The sequence below is a fragment of the Microbulbifer hainanensis genome (assembly GCF_014904735.1).
GTDB classification, from domain to species: Bacteria; Pseudomonadota; Gammaproteobacteria; order Pseudomonadales; family Cellvibrionaceae; genus Microbulbifer; species Microbulbifer hainanensis.
Genome location: NZ_JACZCR010000030.1, coordinates 1 through 15,403 on the forward strand (window position 1 = coordinate 1; position 15,403 = coordinate 15,403).

General features: G+C 59.1%; 17 protein-coding genes. 8 read left to right on the forward strand and 9 right to left on the reverse strand.

The window, feature by feature from the left end; translation table 11 throughout:
* The first annotated feature begins 172 nt into the window (after positions 1 to 172).
* The 7 genes from tsaB to IG168_RS11930 all read left to right on the forward strand — a co-directional run bounded on the left by tsaB (position 173) and on the right by IG168_RS11930 (position 6,174).
* Complete coding sequence (gene tsaB, locus IG168_RS11900) at positions 173 to 871, forward strand: tRNA (adenosine(37)-N6)-threonylcarbamoyltransferase complex dimerization subunit type 1 TsaB (protein ID WP_193164625.1); 699 nt, start codon at positions 173 to 175, stop codon at positions 869 to 871.
* A gap of 10 nt (positions 872 to 881) precedes the next feature.
* A complete protein-coding gene (locus IG168_RS11905; RefSeq protein ID WP_193164626.1) occupies positions 882 to 1,682 on the forward strand; it encodes an undecaprenyl-diphosphate phosphatase in 801 nt (266 codons plus the stop codon).
* 6 nt (positions 1,683 to 1,688) lie between these two features.
* A complete protein-coding gene (locus IG168_RS11910) occupies positions 1,689 to 2,570 on the forward strand; it encodes an NAD(P)-dependent oxidoreductase (RefSeq protein WP_193164627.1) in 882 nt (293 codons plus the stop codon).
* Between the two features lie 192 nt (positions 2,571 to 2,762).
* Entirely contained in the window at positions 2,763 to 3,863 is a 1,101-nt protein-coding gene (locus IG168_RS11915) for a tRNA-queuosine alpha-mannosyltransferase domain-containing protein (protein WP_193164628.1), read from the forward strand.
* A gap of 211 nt (positions 3,864 to 4,074) precedes the next feature.
* Positions 4,075 to 5,082 (forward strand): tryptophan--tRNA ligase, encoded by a 1,008-nt coding sequence (locus tag IG168_RS11920; protein WP_193164629.1) that lies wholly within the window; start codon positions 4,075 to 4,077, stop codon positions 5,080 to 5,082.
* An 84-nt stretch (positions 5,083 to 5,166) separates the two neighbouring features.
* A complete protein-coding gene (locus IG168_RS11925) occupies positions 5,167 to 5,502 on the forward strand; it encodes a DMT family transporter (RefSeq protein WP_193164630.1) in 336 nt (111 codons plus the stop codon).
* A gap of 105 nt (positions 5,503 to 5,607) precedes the next feature.
* A complete protein-coding gene (locus tag IG168_RS11930) occupies positions 5,608 to 6,174 on the forward strand; it encodes a hypothetical protein (protein ID WP_193164631.1) in 567 nt (188 codons plus the stop codon).
* Here the strand turns inward: IG168_RS11930 and IG168_RS11935 are convergent.
* From IG168_RS11935 to IG168_RS11945, 3 genes are all read right to left on the reverse strand, one after another.
* The gene (locus IG168_RS11935; RefSeq protein WP_193164632.1) at positions 6,165 to 6,635 is read right to left on the reverse strand and encodes a GNAT family N-acetyltransferase; all 471 of its coding nucleotides are present in this window, start codon (positions 6,633 to 6,635) and stop codon (positions 6,165 to 6,167) included. The two genes, IG168_RS11930 and IG168_RS11935, sit on opposite strands and share 10 nt — an antisense overlap.
* Before the next feature lie 73 nt (positions 6,636 to 6,708).
* Positions 6,709 to 7,704, reverse strand: a complete 996-nt coding sequence (locus IG168_RS11940; RefSeq protein ID WP_193164633.1) for a mechanosensitive ion channel family protein — start codon at positions 7,702 to 7,704, stop codon at positions 6,709 to 6,711.
* 65 nt (positions 7,705 to 7,769) lie between these two features.
* Positions 7,770 to 8,540: an esterase/lipase family protein gene (locus IG168_RS11945; protein WP_226876914.1), complete on the reverse strand. Its 771-nt coding sequence runs from the start codon at positions 8,538 to 8,540 to the stop codon at positions 7,770 to 7,772.
* Between the two features lie 216 nt (positions 8,541 to 8,756).
* Between IG168_RS11945 and IG168_RS11950 the strand changes: the two genes are divergently transcribed.
* Positions 8,757 to 10,073, forward strand: coding sequence for a hypothetical protein (locus IG168_RS11950; protein WP_193164634.1), 1,317 nt, complete (start codon positions 8,757 to 8,759; stop codon positions 10,071 to 10,073).
* A 101-nt stretch (positions 10,074 to 10,174) separates the two neighbouring features.
* Here the strand turns inward: IG168_RS11950 and IG168_RS11955 are convergent, their stop codons facing one another.
* From IG168_RS11955 to dbpA, 6 genes are all read right to left on the reverse strand, one after another.
* A complete protein-coding gene (locus IG168_RS11955; protein ID WP_193164635.1) occupies positions 10,175 to 10,693 on the reverse strand; it encodes a BLUF domain-containing protein in 519 nt (172 codons plus the stop codon).
* Between the two features lie 99 nt (positions 10,694 to 10,792).
* A complete protein-coding gene (locus tag IG168_RS11960) occupies positions 10,793 to 12,121 on the reverse strand; it encodes a tetratricopeptide repeat protein (RefSeq protein ID WP_193164636.1) in 1,329 nt (442 codons plus the stop codon).
* A 6-nt stretch (positions 12,122 to 12,127) separates the two neighbouring features.
* Positions 12,128 to 12,595, reverse strand: coding sequence for a DNA breaking-rejoining protein (locus IG168_RS11965; RefSeq protein WP_193164637.1), 468 nt, complete (start codon positions 12,593 to 12,595; stop codon positions 12,128 to 12,130).
* 105 nt (positions 12,596 to 12,700) lie between these two features.
* The gene (locus tag IG168_RS11970) at positions 12,701 to 13,132 is read right to left on the reverse strand and encodes a hypothetical protein (RefSeq protein ID WP_193164638.1); all 432 of its coding nucleotides are present in this window, start codon (positions 13,130 to 13,132) and stop codon (positions 12,701 to 12,703) included.
* A 109-nt stretch (positions 13,133 to 13,241) separates the two neighbouring features.
* The gene (locus tag IG168_RS11975; protein WP_193164639.1) at positions 13,242 to 13,745 is read right to left on the reverse strand and encodes a PH domain-containing protein; all 504 of its coding nucleotides are present in this window, start codon (positions 13,743 to 13,745) and stop codon (positions 13,242 to 13,244) included.
* A 99-nt stretch (positions 13,746 to 13,844) separates the two neighbouring features.
* A complete protein-coding gene (gene dbpA, locus IG168_RS11980; RefSeq protein WP_193164640.1) occupies positions 13,845 to 15,272 on the reverse strand; it encodes an ATP-dependent RNA helicase DbpA in 1,428 nt (475 codons plus the stop codon).
* Positions 15,273 to 15,403: the final 131 nt, after the last annotated feature.

Genomic DNA, 15,403 nt, shown 5'->3' on the forward strand with positions numbered 1-15,403 from the left:
GGGGGGGCGCATCGCACATGACGTAAATCGCCCGCCGTGACACAATTCGCCCCCGCGGGCTGCCAGAGCCCGGAATCGGGGGTAGTGGCACCATTTGCCTGCCCGCCGGTCAAACCAACCAGTTTCATGGCGCGGGGGAGCCGCCGCGCCGATATGAAGATCGAGTATATTTGTGAAGATTCTTGCCCTGGACACCACTTCCGGAGCCTGCTCGGTGGCCCTGCACTGCGATGGCCATACTTCGGAGCAGTTTGTTGAAGCAGAGCGGGATCACACCCGCCGTTTGTTGCCGATGGTCGATGCGGTACTGGCCGATGCGGGGGTGAGCCTTCCGCAGCTGGATGCGTTTGCGGTCAGCCGTGGCCCCGGTTCCTTTACCGGCCTGCGCATCGCCATCAGCTGCACCCAGGGGTTGGCATTTGCAGCTGACCGGCCCGTAATACCCGTTTCCAGTCTCGCTGCGCTGGCGGCCGGCAGCCGCCGCGCGCACCCGCAGTGGCAGTCGGCGACCATTGCCGCGGCACTGGACGCTCGTATGCAACAGGTCTACTGGGGGGTGTACTCGGCAGATGCGCCCCATGACAGCCTGCTGCCCGAGGCTGTCCAGGATCCTGCCGCAGTCGTGCGTGAACTCGAAGCAAGCGATCTCCCCGCGCCGTTCTATGGTGTCGGCCCCGGCTGGCATTACGACGGTTTCGCCTCCGCGCCTTTGGCAGAGATCGACCTGGAAGCGGCCATTCACGCTCGCGACATTGCCGATCTGGCTGTGTCCCTGTGGCAAAATGGCGCAGCTGTCAGTGCCGAAGCACTTGAACCGCTGTATCTGCGTAATGAAGTAACTTGGCAGAAACGGCAGAAAATCCGCTCCTAAGACGTTATTCATGGACATATTACATATTGTGGCTCTGGCACTGATCCAGGGGTTTACCGAATTTCTGCCGATTTCCAGCTCCGCCCACCTGATTTTGCCCAACCAGGTGTTGGGCTGGCCCGATCAGGGGCTCGCATTTGATGTGGCGGTACATTTCGGCTCACTGATCGCCGTCGTGGTGTATTTCCGCAAGGATGTCTGGGCGCTGATTCGGGACGGGTTGGGCGGTTTCGCTACCGGCAAATTTACCGATGAGGGGCGCCTCGCGTGGCTGATCGTGCTGGCGACAATTCCCGCCGGCCTGGCCGGTCTGCTGTTCCAGGATGTTATCGAGACGAAACTGCGTTCGGCTGCGGTGATCGCCGCTACGACCATTGGTTTCGGTATCGTGTTGTGGTGGGCGGATGTGCGCGGCGTGCGAACCCAGACACTGGCTCAGCTCAACTGGCGCAAGGCGCTAGCGATCGGCGCTGCCCAGGCGATTGCACTGATTCCCGGGACTTCCCGCTCCGGTATTACCATGACGGCCGGCCTGATGCTGGGGATGAAGCGGGAAGATGCGGCGCGCTTCTCCTTCCTTATGTCGATTCCAGTCATTGCTCTCAGTGCATTGCTGCTCATTGTGGAATTGCTCGAGCAGAAAGAGCCAGTCCACTGGCACGATATCCTGATTGGTACGACCTTGTCCGGTATCAGTGCCTACCTATGCATTCGCTTTTTCCTGCAATTTATCAGTCGCATCGGCATGGCGCCGTTCGCGATCTACCGCCTGCTATTGGGGGCGGCGTTAATCTGGATGATCTGGGGGTAATCCACTATGGCAACTGTTGCATTTCTCGGTCTCGGCGTAATGGGCTACCCGATGGCCGGATACCTGTCCAAAGCCGGGCACACTGTGCGCGTCTACAATCGCACCGCCAGCCGCGCCGAACAGTGGCTGGGGGATTACGCCGGCGAGGCCAAGTCGACGCCAGCGGAAGCGGCGCGCGGCGCGGACCTGGTATTCGCCTGTGTGGGCAATGATCACGACCTGCGCGAAGTGGTCAAGGGCGAGCACGGCGCTTTTGCCGGCATGGCCGAAGGCGGCCTGTTTGTGGATCACACCACGGCGTCTGCAGATGTCGCCAGGGAGCTGGCAGCTATCGGCCGTGAGCAGGGTATCGGTTTTCTGGATGCGCCGATTTCCGGCGGTCAGGCGGGTGCTGAAAACGGTGCGCTGACCGTGATGGTGGGTGGTGATGAGGCGGATTACCAGCGGGCGCTGCCGCTGATCGACTGTTATGCCCGCGCCGTCAACCGGCTCGGCCCTGTGGGCAGTGGCCAGCTGTGCAAAATGGTCAACCAGATCTGTATTGCCGGCGTGGTCCAGGGACTGGCGGAAGGGCTGCATTTTGCCAAGGCCGCAGGTCTGGATGCGGAGCAGGTCGTCGACGTTATCTCCAAGGGCGCCGCCCAGAGCTGGCAGATGGAAAACCGCTACAAGACGATGTTGGCCGGTGAATACGAGCACGGTTTTGCCGTGGACTGGATGCGCAAGGACCTAGCCATTGTCCTCAATGAAGCGCAGCGCAACGGCGCCCTGGTGCCGGTCACAGCCCTGGTGGACCAGTTCTACAGCGAGGTTCAGGCGCTGGGCGGCAGCCGCTGGGATACGTCCAGTCTGTTGGCGCGCCTGACCAATGTGCGTGATTTTGACTGAGTCTGGACCAGCAAAACCGTCCCCGGCCTTAATTCTGACATCGATTCGACACCGGCCCTGCCGCCGGTAACTATTCGGTAAACAGCCTTATCGGCAATCGTTTGCCGAATAGCCACCGGCGACAGGGCCTCCCGCTTGGCTGATCTCAATATCGATTGCGGCCCTGACCATTCCCAAGCAGAGTGATTACCCATGAAGGTTCTGCTCCTTTCCGCCTACGATGCCGACAGCCACAAGCGCTGGCGGCGCGGTCTGGTGGCGGCGTTGCCGAAATGGCAGTGGACAGTTCTGACCCTGCCACCGCGCTACTTCAGTTGGCGCATTCGGGGTAATAGCCTGAGCTGGGGCCGGGGAGAGGCGGCACAGGTTCTGCGACAGCCCTGGGACCTGATTGTCACCACATCCATGACCGATCTGTCGGCCCTGCGCGGCCTGGTACCGGAAATAGCCGCGGTGCCCACAGCGGTCTATTTTCACGAGAATCAGTTTGCCTACCCACGCAGTGATGATGCCTTCCAGTCGATCGAGCCGCAGTTGCTGAATATCTACACGGCACTCTGTGGTGACCTGCTGCTATTCAACTCCGAATACAACCGCCGAACTTTGCTGGAAGGGGCTGCCGAGCTGTTGAAGCGATTCCCCGATAGTGTGCCGCCGGGCCTGTGCGCTGAAATCGAACAGAAATCGCGTGTATTGCCCGTGCCGCTGGAAAACGACCTGTTCATCGCCCCGGCGAAGCCAGCCGGTAGACCGGTATTTATCTGGAATCACCGCTGGGAGTACGACAAGGGGCCGGATATCCTGCTGGCCGCGCTGCGCCGGTTCTGTGAGTTTGATATTCCCTTCACTTTTCACCTGGTCGGCCAGCAGTTCCGCCGCCAGCCTCCCGAATTCGCGCAGATCAGGCAGCTCCTGGAGTCAGCGGGCGCACTGGGCGCCTGGGGGTACCAGCAGAGTGTGGCGGAATACCGGCAGCTGCTGCAGGGCAGCCATGCAGTGCTCTCCACCGCGCGCCATGATTTTCAGGGCCTGGCGGTGCTGGAGGCGGTGGCGGCGGGATGCCGGCCGCTGGTGCCGGATAGCCTGGCCTACCCGGAATGGTTCGGCGCAGGCGGCTACCGGTTTGATGAGAATCCGGAGATCTGCGCGGACAACCTCTACACAGTCATGCACGACTGCGCCGGACAGATCGCGCGCGGAGAGCCGCTTTCGGTACCGGATGTATCCGGGCTCTGCTGGTCGGCGCTCGTCCCGGAATACCGTGTACTGCTCGGGCAGCTCGTGGGACGCTAGCGGCGAATGTTGGCTGGGACCCGTATTGGCCGATAGGAGTGCGGTGCTGTCGCCGGCGGCTATCCGGCGACAGTGCTGGTTGCATGCTCTGGATTCTGGCTACAGGATTGGTCTGCGGAGAGGGCGTGGCCGGCCCCATACAATCCGTGTCGTGAACAGGGTATTATTCGCCCCCGATTCCCGAGAAGACAGCACGGAATAACAAGGATTTATGACTAAGCAGCGCGTACTGACCGGCATCACCACCACCGGCACTCCCCACCTCGGCAACTACGTCGGCGCTATTCGCCCGGCGATCGCCGCCAGCCAGGACGAGAACAACCAGCCGTTCTACTTCCTGGCGGACTACCACGCGCTGATCAAGTGCCAGGATCCGGATATGGTGCACCAGTCCACCCGCGAGATTGCCGCCACCTGGATGGCGCTGGGGCTGGATACCGACAACGCCGTTTTCTACCGCCAGTCGGATATCCACGAAATCCCGGAGCTCACCTGGCTGCTGACCTGCATGACCGCCAAGGGCCTGATGAATCGCGCCCACGCCTACAAGGCGGCGGTGGACGCCAACCGCGCCGACGGCGAGGACTCGGACTTCGGTGTCAACATGGGCCTGTACAGCTACCCGATCCTGATGGCGGCGGACATCCTGATGTTCAATGCCAACAAGGTGCCGGTGGGTAGGGATCAGGTGCAGCATATCGAAATGGCGCGGGACATCGCCGGGCGCTTCAACCACCATTACGGCGAGCACTTCGCCTTGCCGGAAGCCGTGGTGGATGAGCATGTAGCGGTATTGCAGGGACTGGATGGCCGCAAGATGAGCAAGAGCTACGGCAATACCATCCCGCTGTTCCTGACCGAGAAGCAGCTCAAGAAACATATCAACAAGATCAAGACCAATCTGCTGGAGCCGGGCGAGCCGAAAGACCCGGATACCTCTACCGTATTCCAGATCTGGCAGGCCTTCGCGACGCAAGAGCAGACCGCGGAGATGCGCAAGGCGTTCGAAGAGGGCATTGCCTGGGGTGAGGCCAAGAAGCAGTTGTTCGAACTGGTCAACGGCGAGATTGGCGATGCCCGCGAGCGCTACAACGACCTGTTGGCGAATCCCGCGCAAATCGAGGTGGAGCTGGAAAAAGGGGCGGAAAAGGCCCGCGCCTATGCAGCGCCCTTTATCGAGAAGCTCCGCCACGCGGTAGGTATCCGCAAAATCGGGTAATCCGCTTGTCTGCGCGGCTGCATGCCGCGCAGTGTTCCGTCTTTTGCCTTGCAAAACCAGATAGATCCCACATTCAGCGTGACTATGGCTTACCTCTACCTCTACCTCGCCATTGCCATTGTGGCGGAAGTCGCCGCAACCACGGCGCTCAAGGCATCCGAACAATTTTCCCGCACCGGGCCGACGCTCATTGTCGTTATCGGCTACGGTATCGCCTTTTATATGCTGACCCTGGTATTGCGCACCATCCCGGTAGGGGTTTCCTACGCAATCTGGTCGGGCATGGGGATTGTCCTGGTGGCCATCGCCGGCGCAGTGGTCTACAAGCAGGTGCCAGACTGGCCGGCAATTATCGGCATGGGGCTGATCATTGCCGGTGTGCTGGTGATCAACGTGTTCTCGCGCACTGTCGCCCATTAGAGGGCGGCGTCTCCCCCCGCAACTCGTCTACATTCGCGGCAGAGTGGCGCCAACATATCTACACTTGCGCCATTGGCTAGCGATGTGGAGAGCGCGGCGACAAACATGGATGTGTTCAGCTATGTGACTGCGACGATCATGTTGATAATGGGAATAGGTATTACCCAGTTATTGAGTGACGTGGTTGACGCTTTTCGCAGCCGCCAGATTTACCGCCTGCAGTGGATTCCCATGACCTGGGCCGCAATTGTCTTTGCCTGGCAGATGCAGTTCCTCTGGGCGATATTGGAATTAGAGGCGCTGCAGCCGGACTGGACTGCCTTTGAGTTTGCGATTCTCCTCATACTCGCGCTGCTGTTGTTTATTGCGGGAAGCCTCGTAGTACCGCGGGCAACCGACGATTCATCCGATGCTTACGAACAGTTCCATCAGGACGGCCGCTGGACACTGCTGGTGCTATCGGTGTTTTTCTTCCTCGCCTATGTCGTCAACGTCGTACTGTTTAAGCTGGAGTGGTTTTCACTACTCAACCTGGAAGATCCCGTGTTGGGACTTGCCCTGCTGATTGCCGTTTTTCGCAAAAAAAGATCGACATGGAAAGTGACGACAATCCTGTTTGCCCTGGCTTCTATCGTTGCGATCGCCAACCTGTCACCGCGCTATTACGATTGATACGGTTCCGGCCGCAGCATTTCGATATGAGGTATCCCGTCTTCGTCATAGGGCTCTGAGACCCGCACAAACCCGAAGTCCCGATAAAACGATTCCAGATATTGCTGCGCGGATATGCGAATCGGAGATTGGGGATATTCCCGCTCGATTTGCTCGACTGCCCGCCGCATCAGTTCTCTCCCCAAGCCCGTACCCCGGGCACCCTCGGCGGTGAGTACACGGCCGATGGAGGGTTCCGGATATTTTTTGCCGGGGAATACCACGCGTAGGTAGGCCAGTGCCTCGGGCGTGGGACTGGCCGTTCTCCAGGCGGTCAGGTGCCAGGCAGACTGGTCCTTGCCGTCGGCGTCCTGGTAGGCGCAGTCCTGCTCCACCGTGAAGACGGCCTGGCGGACACGCAGGACCTCGTAGAGTTGATCCGGGGAAAAGTCACTAAATTTTCCCCACTGCCAGTGCACCATGCGCTGCTTCCACTGATTGCTGGAAGCTCAGGATAAAGCGATTGGCGCTTGGCTTGAAGCCCACCTTGCCAGATCACGGCTCCGGCTGGCTGTCGGATTGAGCCTTCCAGCGCGGTCGCGGTGCCTTGCCGTCGGCGGCGGGCCACCCCTCCCGCTGTGCACCGCGATCACCGTCCACTTCTTCGGTCTGGTCGTGCAACAACTGCACGCAGGTTTCGAATGGCATATCGATATTGGCCTCATCCAGCGCGAGCTTGATTGCGCGGATAACGTCGGAGCGGATATGCCGCACTTCCGTCTGGCGGCTGTCACTCCACCAGCGTGCTCGTACGGTGACCCAGCTGGCTGCCAGATCCCAGGGCAGGGCTTCAGGAGTGGGCGTGCTGGCGACGCCGTCAACACCGGTAACGGCGTTGACGATCACCTTGCAGGCGTTGTCGAGATCATCGCCGTAGCCGATGCCCACATCGTATTCACTGCGCCTGAGGGAGTAGGCGGTTTTGACCAGTACTGCATTGGTATAGATATCACTGTTGGGGATGACCACCCGCTGGCCGTCGTAAGTGCGGATAATGGTTGCGCGGGTTTCGATACGCTCCACGTTGCCTTCGTGTTCGCCGACCACTATCTGGTCGTCCACTTCAAAAGGCTGGCGCAGCAATATCAACAGGCCGGCGAGCCAGTTCTGCAGTATGTCCTTGAAGGCAAAGCCGATAGCGACGGAACTGACCCCCAGGCCGGCAATCAGGTCGCCGGGCTTCAATGTGGGCATGACAATGGTGGCCGCCAGCAGGAAACCGATCAGCACCAGCGTCCACTTCACCAGGCTCCCGAGGACTTCGCCGAGGTTTTCTCTTTGGCGGTGGCTCAGATGGCGCTGAATTAGGCGTCGTGCCAGGCTCCCGAAAACGTAGAACAGCGCAAACAGCAGCAGGGCGATGATGAGGTTGGGCAGCAGGCGCACGGCGCCGTCGATCCAGCTGTCGACGCGCTCCACCGCCACGCTGAAATCCAAGTCCATTTGCGCCGGTGCCGCCGAAGAAGAGCCTGCGTCATCCTGCCCCGCCATGCGGTCTGCCTCCTGGGATTTACCAGCAGTCTAGACGAGCACGGCAATTCGGTGTCCTGTGGGCTTTACGCGTCGTCCGCCACTGTGCTGTGGTCGAACTGGCCGTGCTGCAGGTAGTAGATTACCTGGGCGATGACCTTGTCATTTTTCATCATAAAGACATGGGTAACGGGCATCTGCAGGTGGTCGTGCATTCCGTCTAGACGGGTGCTTTCCACCGATACCTTGCCGTCGTCGGTGTCCGGAATCAGTTGCGACAGAATCAGGTTGATACTGCGGGTGCCGGCAATGATACCCACATCGAAATTGGCGGCGCCGAGGCGGTTGGGCAGGCTGACGTCACCGGTGCCGAGCTGCAGGCCCGCATCACCGAACATAAAATGGAATCCCGGAAACTCGCCCAGCTTGTCTACGACCTCACTGCCTTTGTTAGGCGGACCCAGCATCACCACGTGATTGAGGTTATCGATTGGCACGCGGCTAAGGTATTGGCGCACCAGAATGCCACCCATGGAGTGAGTGACAAAATTCACCTCGTCGTAATCCTTGCAGCGGTCGAGTGCCGGTGCGATGGTCGGGCCGGCGAGTCTCTCGATGGAGTAATCCGTGGATGGATAGTTAACATTGACGGTGGCAAAGCCAGCATCGGCAATGGCATCGTCCAGCTTTTGCATGGAGGCATCGGATTTGGCCAATCCGTGCAGCAATATCACGCAGGCCGACTGGGCACTGGCAGTGAAGGGCAGTAACAGCAATAACAGTGTGGCAATAGATTTCATCAGGGAGGCCATCGAGCGAGGGTGTTCGCGTAGCTTATTTTCCAGCTTAGTATCCATGAGGCATATGATTCTGCCAGGGTCTCCGATAATCTGAAAAAACGCGCGACAAATCAACAGCCAGCGCCAATCAAAGCGTTGTGGTGCCGGTTGTCGCCATATTCGCAGTTATGTCCTGACAGGTGACGGTATTTTTATCACGGCTTTACAGGTTTGACGGCTGAACTAAATTATTCAGATAAAACAAGGACGCTAACAAGGGATGGGATCCCGGTAATGATGAAAAGCATTTTTCGCCGCTATTACGGCGCCACTGCATTGATCATGCTGTTATTGCTTGGGTGGGCAGAGTCAGCGCGGGCCATTCCTGAATTCGCGCGCAAATACCAGATGAGCTGTGCTGCGTGCCACGCGGCCTTCCCACGATTAAATGCTTTTGGCGAGCAATTTGCGGCCAACAATTATCGTCTGCCGAATTGGCGCGACAACACTCTGGATACCGGAGACAACATGCTCGCGCTACCGGACCATGTTCCGCTGGCGATCCGGGCCCAGACCTACTTCCAGGTGCGCAACGCAGGGGCCATTGATCCGCTCAGTGGCGATCGCATCAACGCAAATGCGGACTTTCAGACACCGTATCTGCTGAAGCTGTTGTCCAGTGCGCCTCTCAGTGAACACCTGACCTATTACTTTTATGGCATTTTTGCCGAAAAGGGTGAAAACGGCACGGTAGTCATTGAGGATGCCTGGATACGCTACGACGACCTTTTCTGCACCGAAATCGGCTTGCAGCTGGGTCAGTTCCAGGTCTCTGACCTGATGTTTCCCCGCGAATTGCGGCTGACCTTCCAGGATTTCCTGGCCTATCGAATGGCGGGAATCACCTATGACCGCGGCATGGTGCTGGACCGCCAATTCGGGCCGGTCAGCATTGCGCTCGGCGTCGTCAACGGCAATGGTATTGACGAGAGTTTTACCATCAACAGCCCCGGCTATCGGCGCCCCGATCACCTGTTCGATGACAACAGCAACAAAAGCGTCTTTGGGCGTCTCGGGGCTGACATTGGTCCCGTGTCGGCGGGATTGTTCGGACTCACGGGCAAGCGCCGCAGCGCTACTGGTCCGGCGGGACTGTTCGATGGTGAAAGTGACGCCGACGTGAATGTTATCGGGATCGATTTGTCCGGTAGCATCGGTGACAAGGCACACTGGTATTTCCAGTATCTCTGGAACAGCTGGAACGACTTTCTCCAGCTCGAGGAATTCGATAATGGAGAGTCGGGCTTTGGCAATTACGACTGGAACGGTGGCTTCGCCGGCGTCGATTATATAGCCAGTGATCGCTGGGCGTTTTCGTTGCTCTATAACTATGACAATGCAGATGACCTGGATAATACCGACACCATCTACGAGGGGATAGATGCAAATACTCTCACGCTGACCGCATCTTACTTTTTTATGCGCAATGTCAAGGGCGTGGCAGAGATCAATATCGACTTTCTCGGCGAACAGGATCAACGCGGCGAATACTACACCGGACACCTGGACAAGGAACCCTACTTCCTGGTGGGCTTTGATGTCGCTTTTTAGGGCTGCTCCGACATGTTGCCAGCGATGCGCTGCAGTAGCCGTAGCAGGATGATTAGTTGTGACCGGGACTTCGCTAATTTACCGGTTTAAAGCAGTAACCCTCAGTGCTCGCTATTCTCAGTAATGCGATTTCGTCTGAAGAGTTTTCTCCAGAGCAATTTTACTGCTGACCGCGTTTCACCTTCCATCACGCCATGCTGCTGACCAAAGAACTGGATCAGGGCGTTTGCGGTATCCTCATTGAATTCCAGAGGGGAAAATCGAATATAACCCCGGCTAATTAAAAAACCGCGCACTTCCTGTTCTGCGGGTACATATTTCATTGACCAGCCACCGAATACCCGCTGCTGAATGCTTTTCAGTGAGAGCATTGTCACATCGGTATGACGGGGATCCCGCTGGATTTTCCGGTATGTCGCGTTGATTCCATCGCGATCGCCTTCGAGTGCCTGGAAGAAGTGCCCGTCACCGAAATACAGCACGCCACCGATATCGGACCTGGTATTGTTCTGCCGGCTCTGCATCAGGATACGGGCCACGGTCGGTTCTACGCCGTTCTCCGGTGGGCGCGACGCGAAATTTGCTTTACTCGCGTAGATCAGCCGGATGAGTTGGTTCATTCGATATCCCCCGAATTAGTCAGGCAAATGTGTACGTGGGCTGAAAGCAATTGGATCAATCCAGGTTGGATTTTGCCGGGGGCCCAGCGGAGGCTGCAGTCAGTGATCTGGCGCTGGTCCGGTGGCGCGCTGCAGCAGTCGCTGGTTGACGATGCTGTGTGCCTTGAGTGCGAGGCGCTCGCTGGCCAATGCCTCGGCCAGATGGCGCTGTCCCGCGCGTTGGGCGGCTTCGGCCAGCGTCCAGTCAATGATATCCCGCTGTGCGTGACTCCCGCCGAAAGTGTTGGCGATATACCGTGCCGGGTGCAGGTGATCGATACACTGCTGGTAGTCACCGCGCCAGAAATAGACAAATCCCTCGATCAGTGGCAGCCCGGTGTGCCAAGCCCAGCGCGATGTCTCCTCTTCATTATCGCGGGTCGCGCGTATCGTATTGCAGATTGTCTCGACATCCGCATCGTGTCCCGCACCCAGCAGTGCCATTACCGCGTGCCAGTCGTTGAACGGGTAGGTGCGGCCGTCGGCGTGCTGGCGCCAGGCTGCGGCGAGTTCCTGCCAGCGTTCACCGATATCGCAATCGAGCAGCGCGAGCCGCCACAGCAGGGCTGACGCGTCGATAAGGTCCAGCGCCACATCACTGCGTTCAGAGCGAATGGCATCGTCATAGAGTGCCAGAGCCTGTTCGTTGTTTGCGCGATCCAGGAAATAGAGCGCACAGTGCCACCAGTTGTGTACCCGGAAAAAGTTATCGCTGGCAGCCCAGAATGGTTCCCGCTCTGTCATCCAGCGAATTCCCTCGTCGGCGCGGTCCTGCATTTCCAATACATGTGCGACAGCATGGTGCGCCCAGCAGTCAAACGGTTCCAGCTCGATGGCGCCGTGGCCAAACTTCTCCGCGCGTCCGTAATCGCCGCACTCCTCCAGGCCGAAGGCATACATACCGAGCAGGTACGAATAACCGGGGATTTCCGCAGACCACTGGGGCAGGGCGCGGGCGATCCGGTCACGCAGCTCGCGCGCGTTCGCGCGATAGAAATCCATCAGGTGCCCGCATTGCAGGGCGACCAGGTCGTGAGGGTATTCCGCACAGAGGTAGTCGAGCGCCGTAGCCGCCGCGGTCCAGTTGCCGGCGCTCAACAATGACAGTGCCTTACAGTGCGCGGCTTCGCGATTATTCAGTGGTAGCTGATTCAGGGTGGTAATGGTTTTCTGCACCTGCAATACGCCGGCTGGCTCTGTCGACACACCAAACAGGTAGGCCCTGAGAATATGCGCCATCGCAAATGCCGGCTCCCGTTCAATTGCCTTGTCCAGCAACGCAAACGGATCGCCGGAATAGCGCAGGAAGGCATCGGCAGCGCGATCATACAGCGCCGCCGCTTCCGGTGAGGCGCCGGTAAGGGAGTTGCCCTGGCAGTCGGTAATCACGGGGTTTCAGGGCCTGGTACTGGCCAGCGCCTGCGCCTTGGATTTGCGTGTGCGCGCGGCATCGTCCGGGTCGATTTTCACTTTCAGGGTGTATTTGGCCGTTTCCTTGCGCCGCGCGGCGCTGCGCATCTGGAATACCTGAATCGTATAGACACCGTCGGCCGGTAATTTTCCAGCGAACTTCTGTCCGCTGGTCGAGCCGATAAACATGGCCATATCACCCGGTCCCTTGCCGGGAGCGTAAATATTGAAATAGTTGGCGCCGCTGTCGGTCGTCAGTGCCACGTGCATTTTCTGGCCCGCGTTGGCACGCAGCTTGTAGTTGACGGTTTCGTAGCCGGTAATCGAACCCTGTACTTTGGTACCCGTGCTGCCGGCTTTGAATTGAATGTTCTCCGTGCGCGATTCGTCAGCGAGCAGCTGGGTGCTGAGACAGAGTAGTACTGCACAGGCCAGGGGCTGTAGTAGTGTCATGGAAGAGAACCTCTGAATTCGCTCAATGTCACTCTGTGAGCCATAAGGGGCACGGTACATAGCGCAGCGTGGTGCGTGTGGTTTCCGCACGGAGATGCTGCGCTGTTAATTCAGGTGCAGCGGCTGGTGGTCACCGAGCAGGTAGCGGATCAGGTCTGAGGTGTCGATGACCAGCGATGTGCCGACAATCACCAGATAAAGGAAAGCATAGTACTTGAACGGCCCAGAATAGGCGTCGTGCCGGAACTTGCCGAGTATCCAGAAATAGATCGGAGTCCAGAAAATCAGATGGGGTAACCCAAGCAGGCGCACATAGCCCACTTTGCCGTACATCCAGTTCATCATGACGCCGACCGCGACAAAGCTCACGAGTATCGCCAGGGACTCCTTGCGCACACGGAGCCTGCCATCGCATCGTTGCAGAATAAAGAAGATGGCAAACAGGTTGGATGCGATCAGTGCACGGAACCACCAGCGCAGCCAATCGGGTTCCAGCGCAGCGGCGGCCGCCAGATCGGGGGGCATGACGTCATTCATCGGCACGGACCTCTTCGGTGCTTACCAGAGAGTAAAGCACATGAAGTCCGCCAGGCGGCTCGGCGGTGGGAGAGGTTCGCTGTACGAAAACCCCGCAGTCAGTTTCCCGTCAGGGTTCGATTGAATCTTTCAGGATCGCGGCAAACTGCTGCGGCCGGTCCGGCGTGACGACCAGCGTGCGATCGGCAAAGCGCAGTACCACGCAGTTGGCGGCGTCGGTGACAAAGGCGCGATAGCGCCCCAGGGCGCTGTTGCGGAACAGGCCGATAAAACCGAAGAGTCCGCCGTTGCCGAACAGGCGAATGGAGCCGCGCATGGCGTCCGGTTTGATCTCGACCGATTGCAGGCCCGTTAGCGGGATACGGGTGTTCCAGCCCGGGCGGACGACCAGTAGTGCCGCATCTTCGATGGTGTAGCCGCGGACGGCAAACAGGGCGGTCACGGCCAGTATGACCACCGGCAGCATTGTAGCTGCACTATACACAGCGGAGTGCTCCGCCGGTGCGCGGCTGAGCAGAATCAGGGGAATACCCAGCAGTAACAGCGTGGTGAGTGCGGTAATCCATTTGAGCTGACGACTCCACGGAGCCTCAAAGTGCATTTTACCGTGCATAGGTAATAGGTGCCCGCCTGTTCATTATCCATTAGAGCATGGCCCAGCTTATCGCGCGGGCCCGGATACCGGCAAAAAGTGCGATTGTAGAGAGTGTGGCTAAACGCCCACCACACGCACGCGGAATTTGCGCCCTTTCAGTTTGCCTTTCGTGAGTTTGGCCAGCGCCGCGCGGGAAACTTCCCGTTTCACAGCCACATAGGCGCAGAAATCGAATACGCGGATCTTGCCCACATCCTCACCCGATATACCGTTGTCGCCGGTCAGTGCCCCGACGATATCACCGGGGCGGACTTTCTGTTTCTTTCCGCCGTCGATCTGCAGTGTGACCATGGCCGGACGGAGTGGCTGAAAGCCGCGTACGGGTTCAGGCAGGGGCTCGGTACGAACCGGCTGGTCTAGCAGTTGTGCCAGCCGTTCGACTTTATACTGCTCTTTGCTACTGACCAGACTGGCGGCGATTCCGCGCTGGCCGGCCCGGCCGGTGCGGCCCACCCGGTGGACATGCACTTCCGGATCCCGCGACAGGTGATAGTTGATCACCAGGCCCAATTCCTCGATATCCAGCCCGCGCGCGGCGACATCCGTGGCCACCAGAACGGAGGCGCTGCCATTGGCGAAACACACGAGTGTCTGGTCGCGCTCGCGCTGTTCCATGTCGCCGTGCAGGGCCAGGGCAGCAAAACTGGCCGCGCGCAGTGCATCGGCCGCTTCGTCGGTTTCCCGTTTGGTGTTGCAGAACACCACGGTGGATTCGGGCTGGAAATAGGCTAGTACCTGTTGCAGCGCCCGCGCGCGATCCGCGTTGTCGCCGACCTGGTAAAAGTGTTGCTCGATGCTGCTCTGGGTGTGTTGTTCGCCCACTTGCACCATCACCGGGTCGCGCTGCACCCGCGCAGCCAGGGCTTCGATACTGTCGGGATAGGTCGCGGAGAACAGCAGGGTCTGGCGATCAGTGGGTAGCTCGTCCACGATCGCATCCAGCGTGGCCTGGAAGCCCATGTCCAGCATCCGATCCGCTTCGTCCAGCACGAGTGTCTGCACCCGTTCGAGGGACAGTTTGCCCTTGCGCACATGCTCCTCAATGCGACCGGGTGTCCCCACGACGATGTGCGCACCGTGTTTGAGCGATGCCAGTTGCGGACCGAAGGGCATACCACCGCACAGAGTCAGGATTTTCACATTGTGAATGGCGCGCGCCAGTTTGCGCAGCTCCTGCGCCACCTGGTCTGCCAGCTCCCGGGTGGGGCAGAGGACCAGTGCCTGAACGCAGAAGCGCTCGGCCTGCAGCTTGTTCAGCACGCCGAGGCCAAAGGCCACGGTCTTGCCCGATCCGGTTTTGGCCTGCCCGATGACATCGCGGCCTTCCAACAGGGCGGGCAGGGCCTGCGACTGGATCGGGGTAAGTTCGCGGAAACCGAGATCGGCAAGGTTGTCGCGCAGGGCGGTGGAAATCGGCAGGGCGGCGAAGGCGTGGCTGGCTGGCTTGGACAAGGGAGACTCTGGGTTGGGAGGTTGGATGCGCATTCTAGTTGAATTGCCCGCAATCGGCACAAATTACTCTTGAGAGGCGAGATTATGCCTGAACTGCGGGTCAGGTTCGGCACACTGACTCGCCGGCCGCTTTCCGGGCGGTGGGGATTGCAAAGCAACTTGAT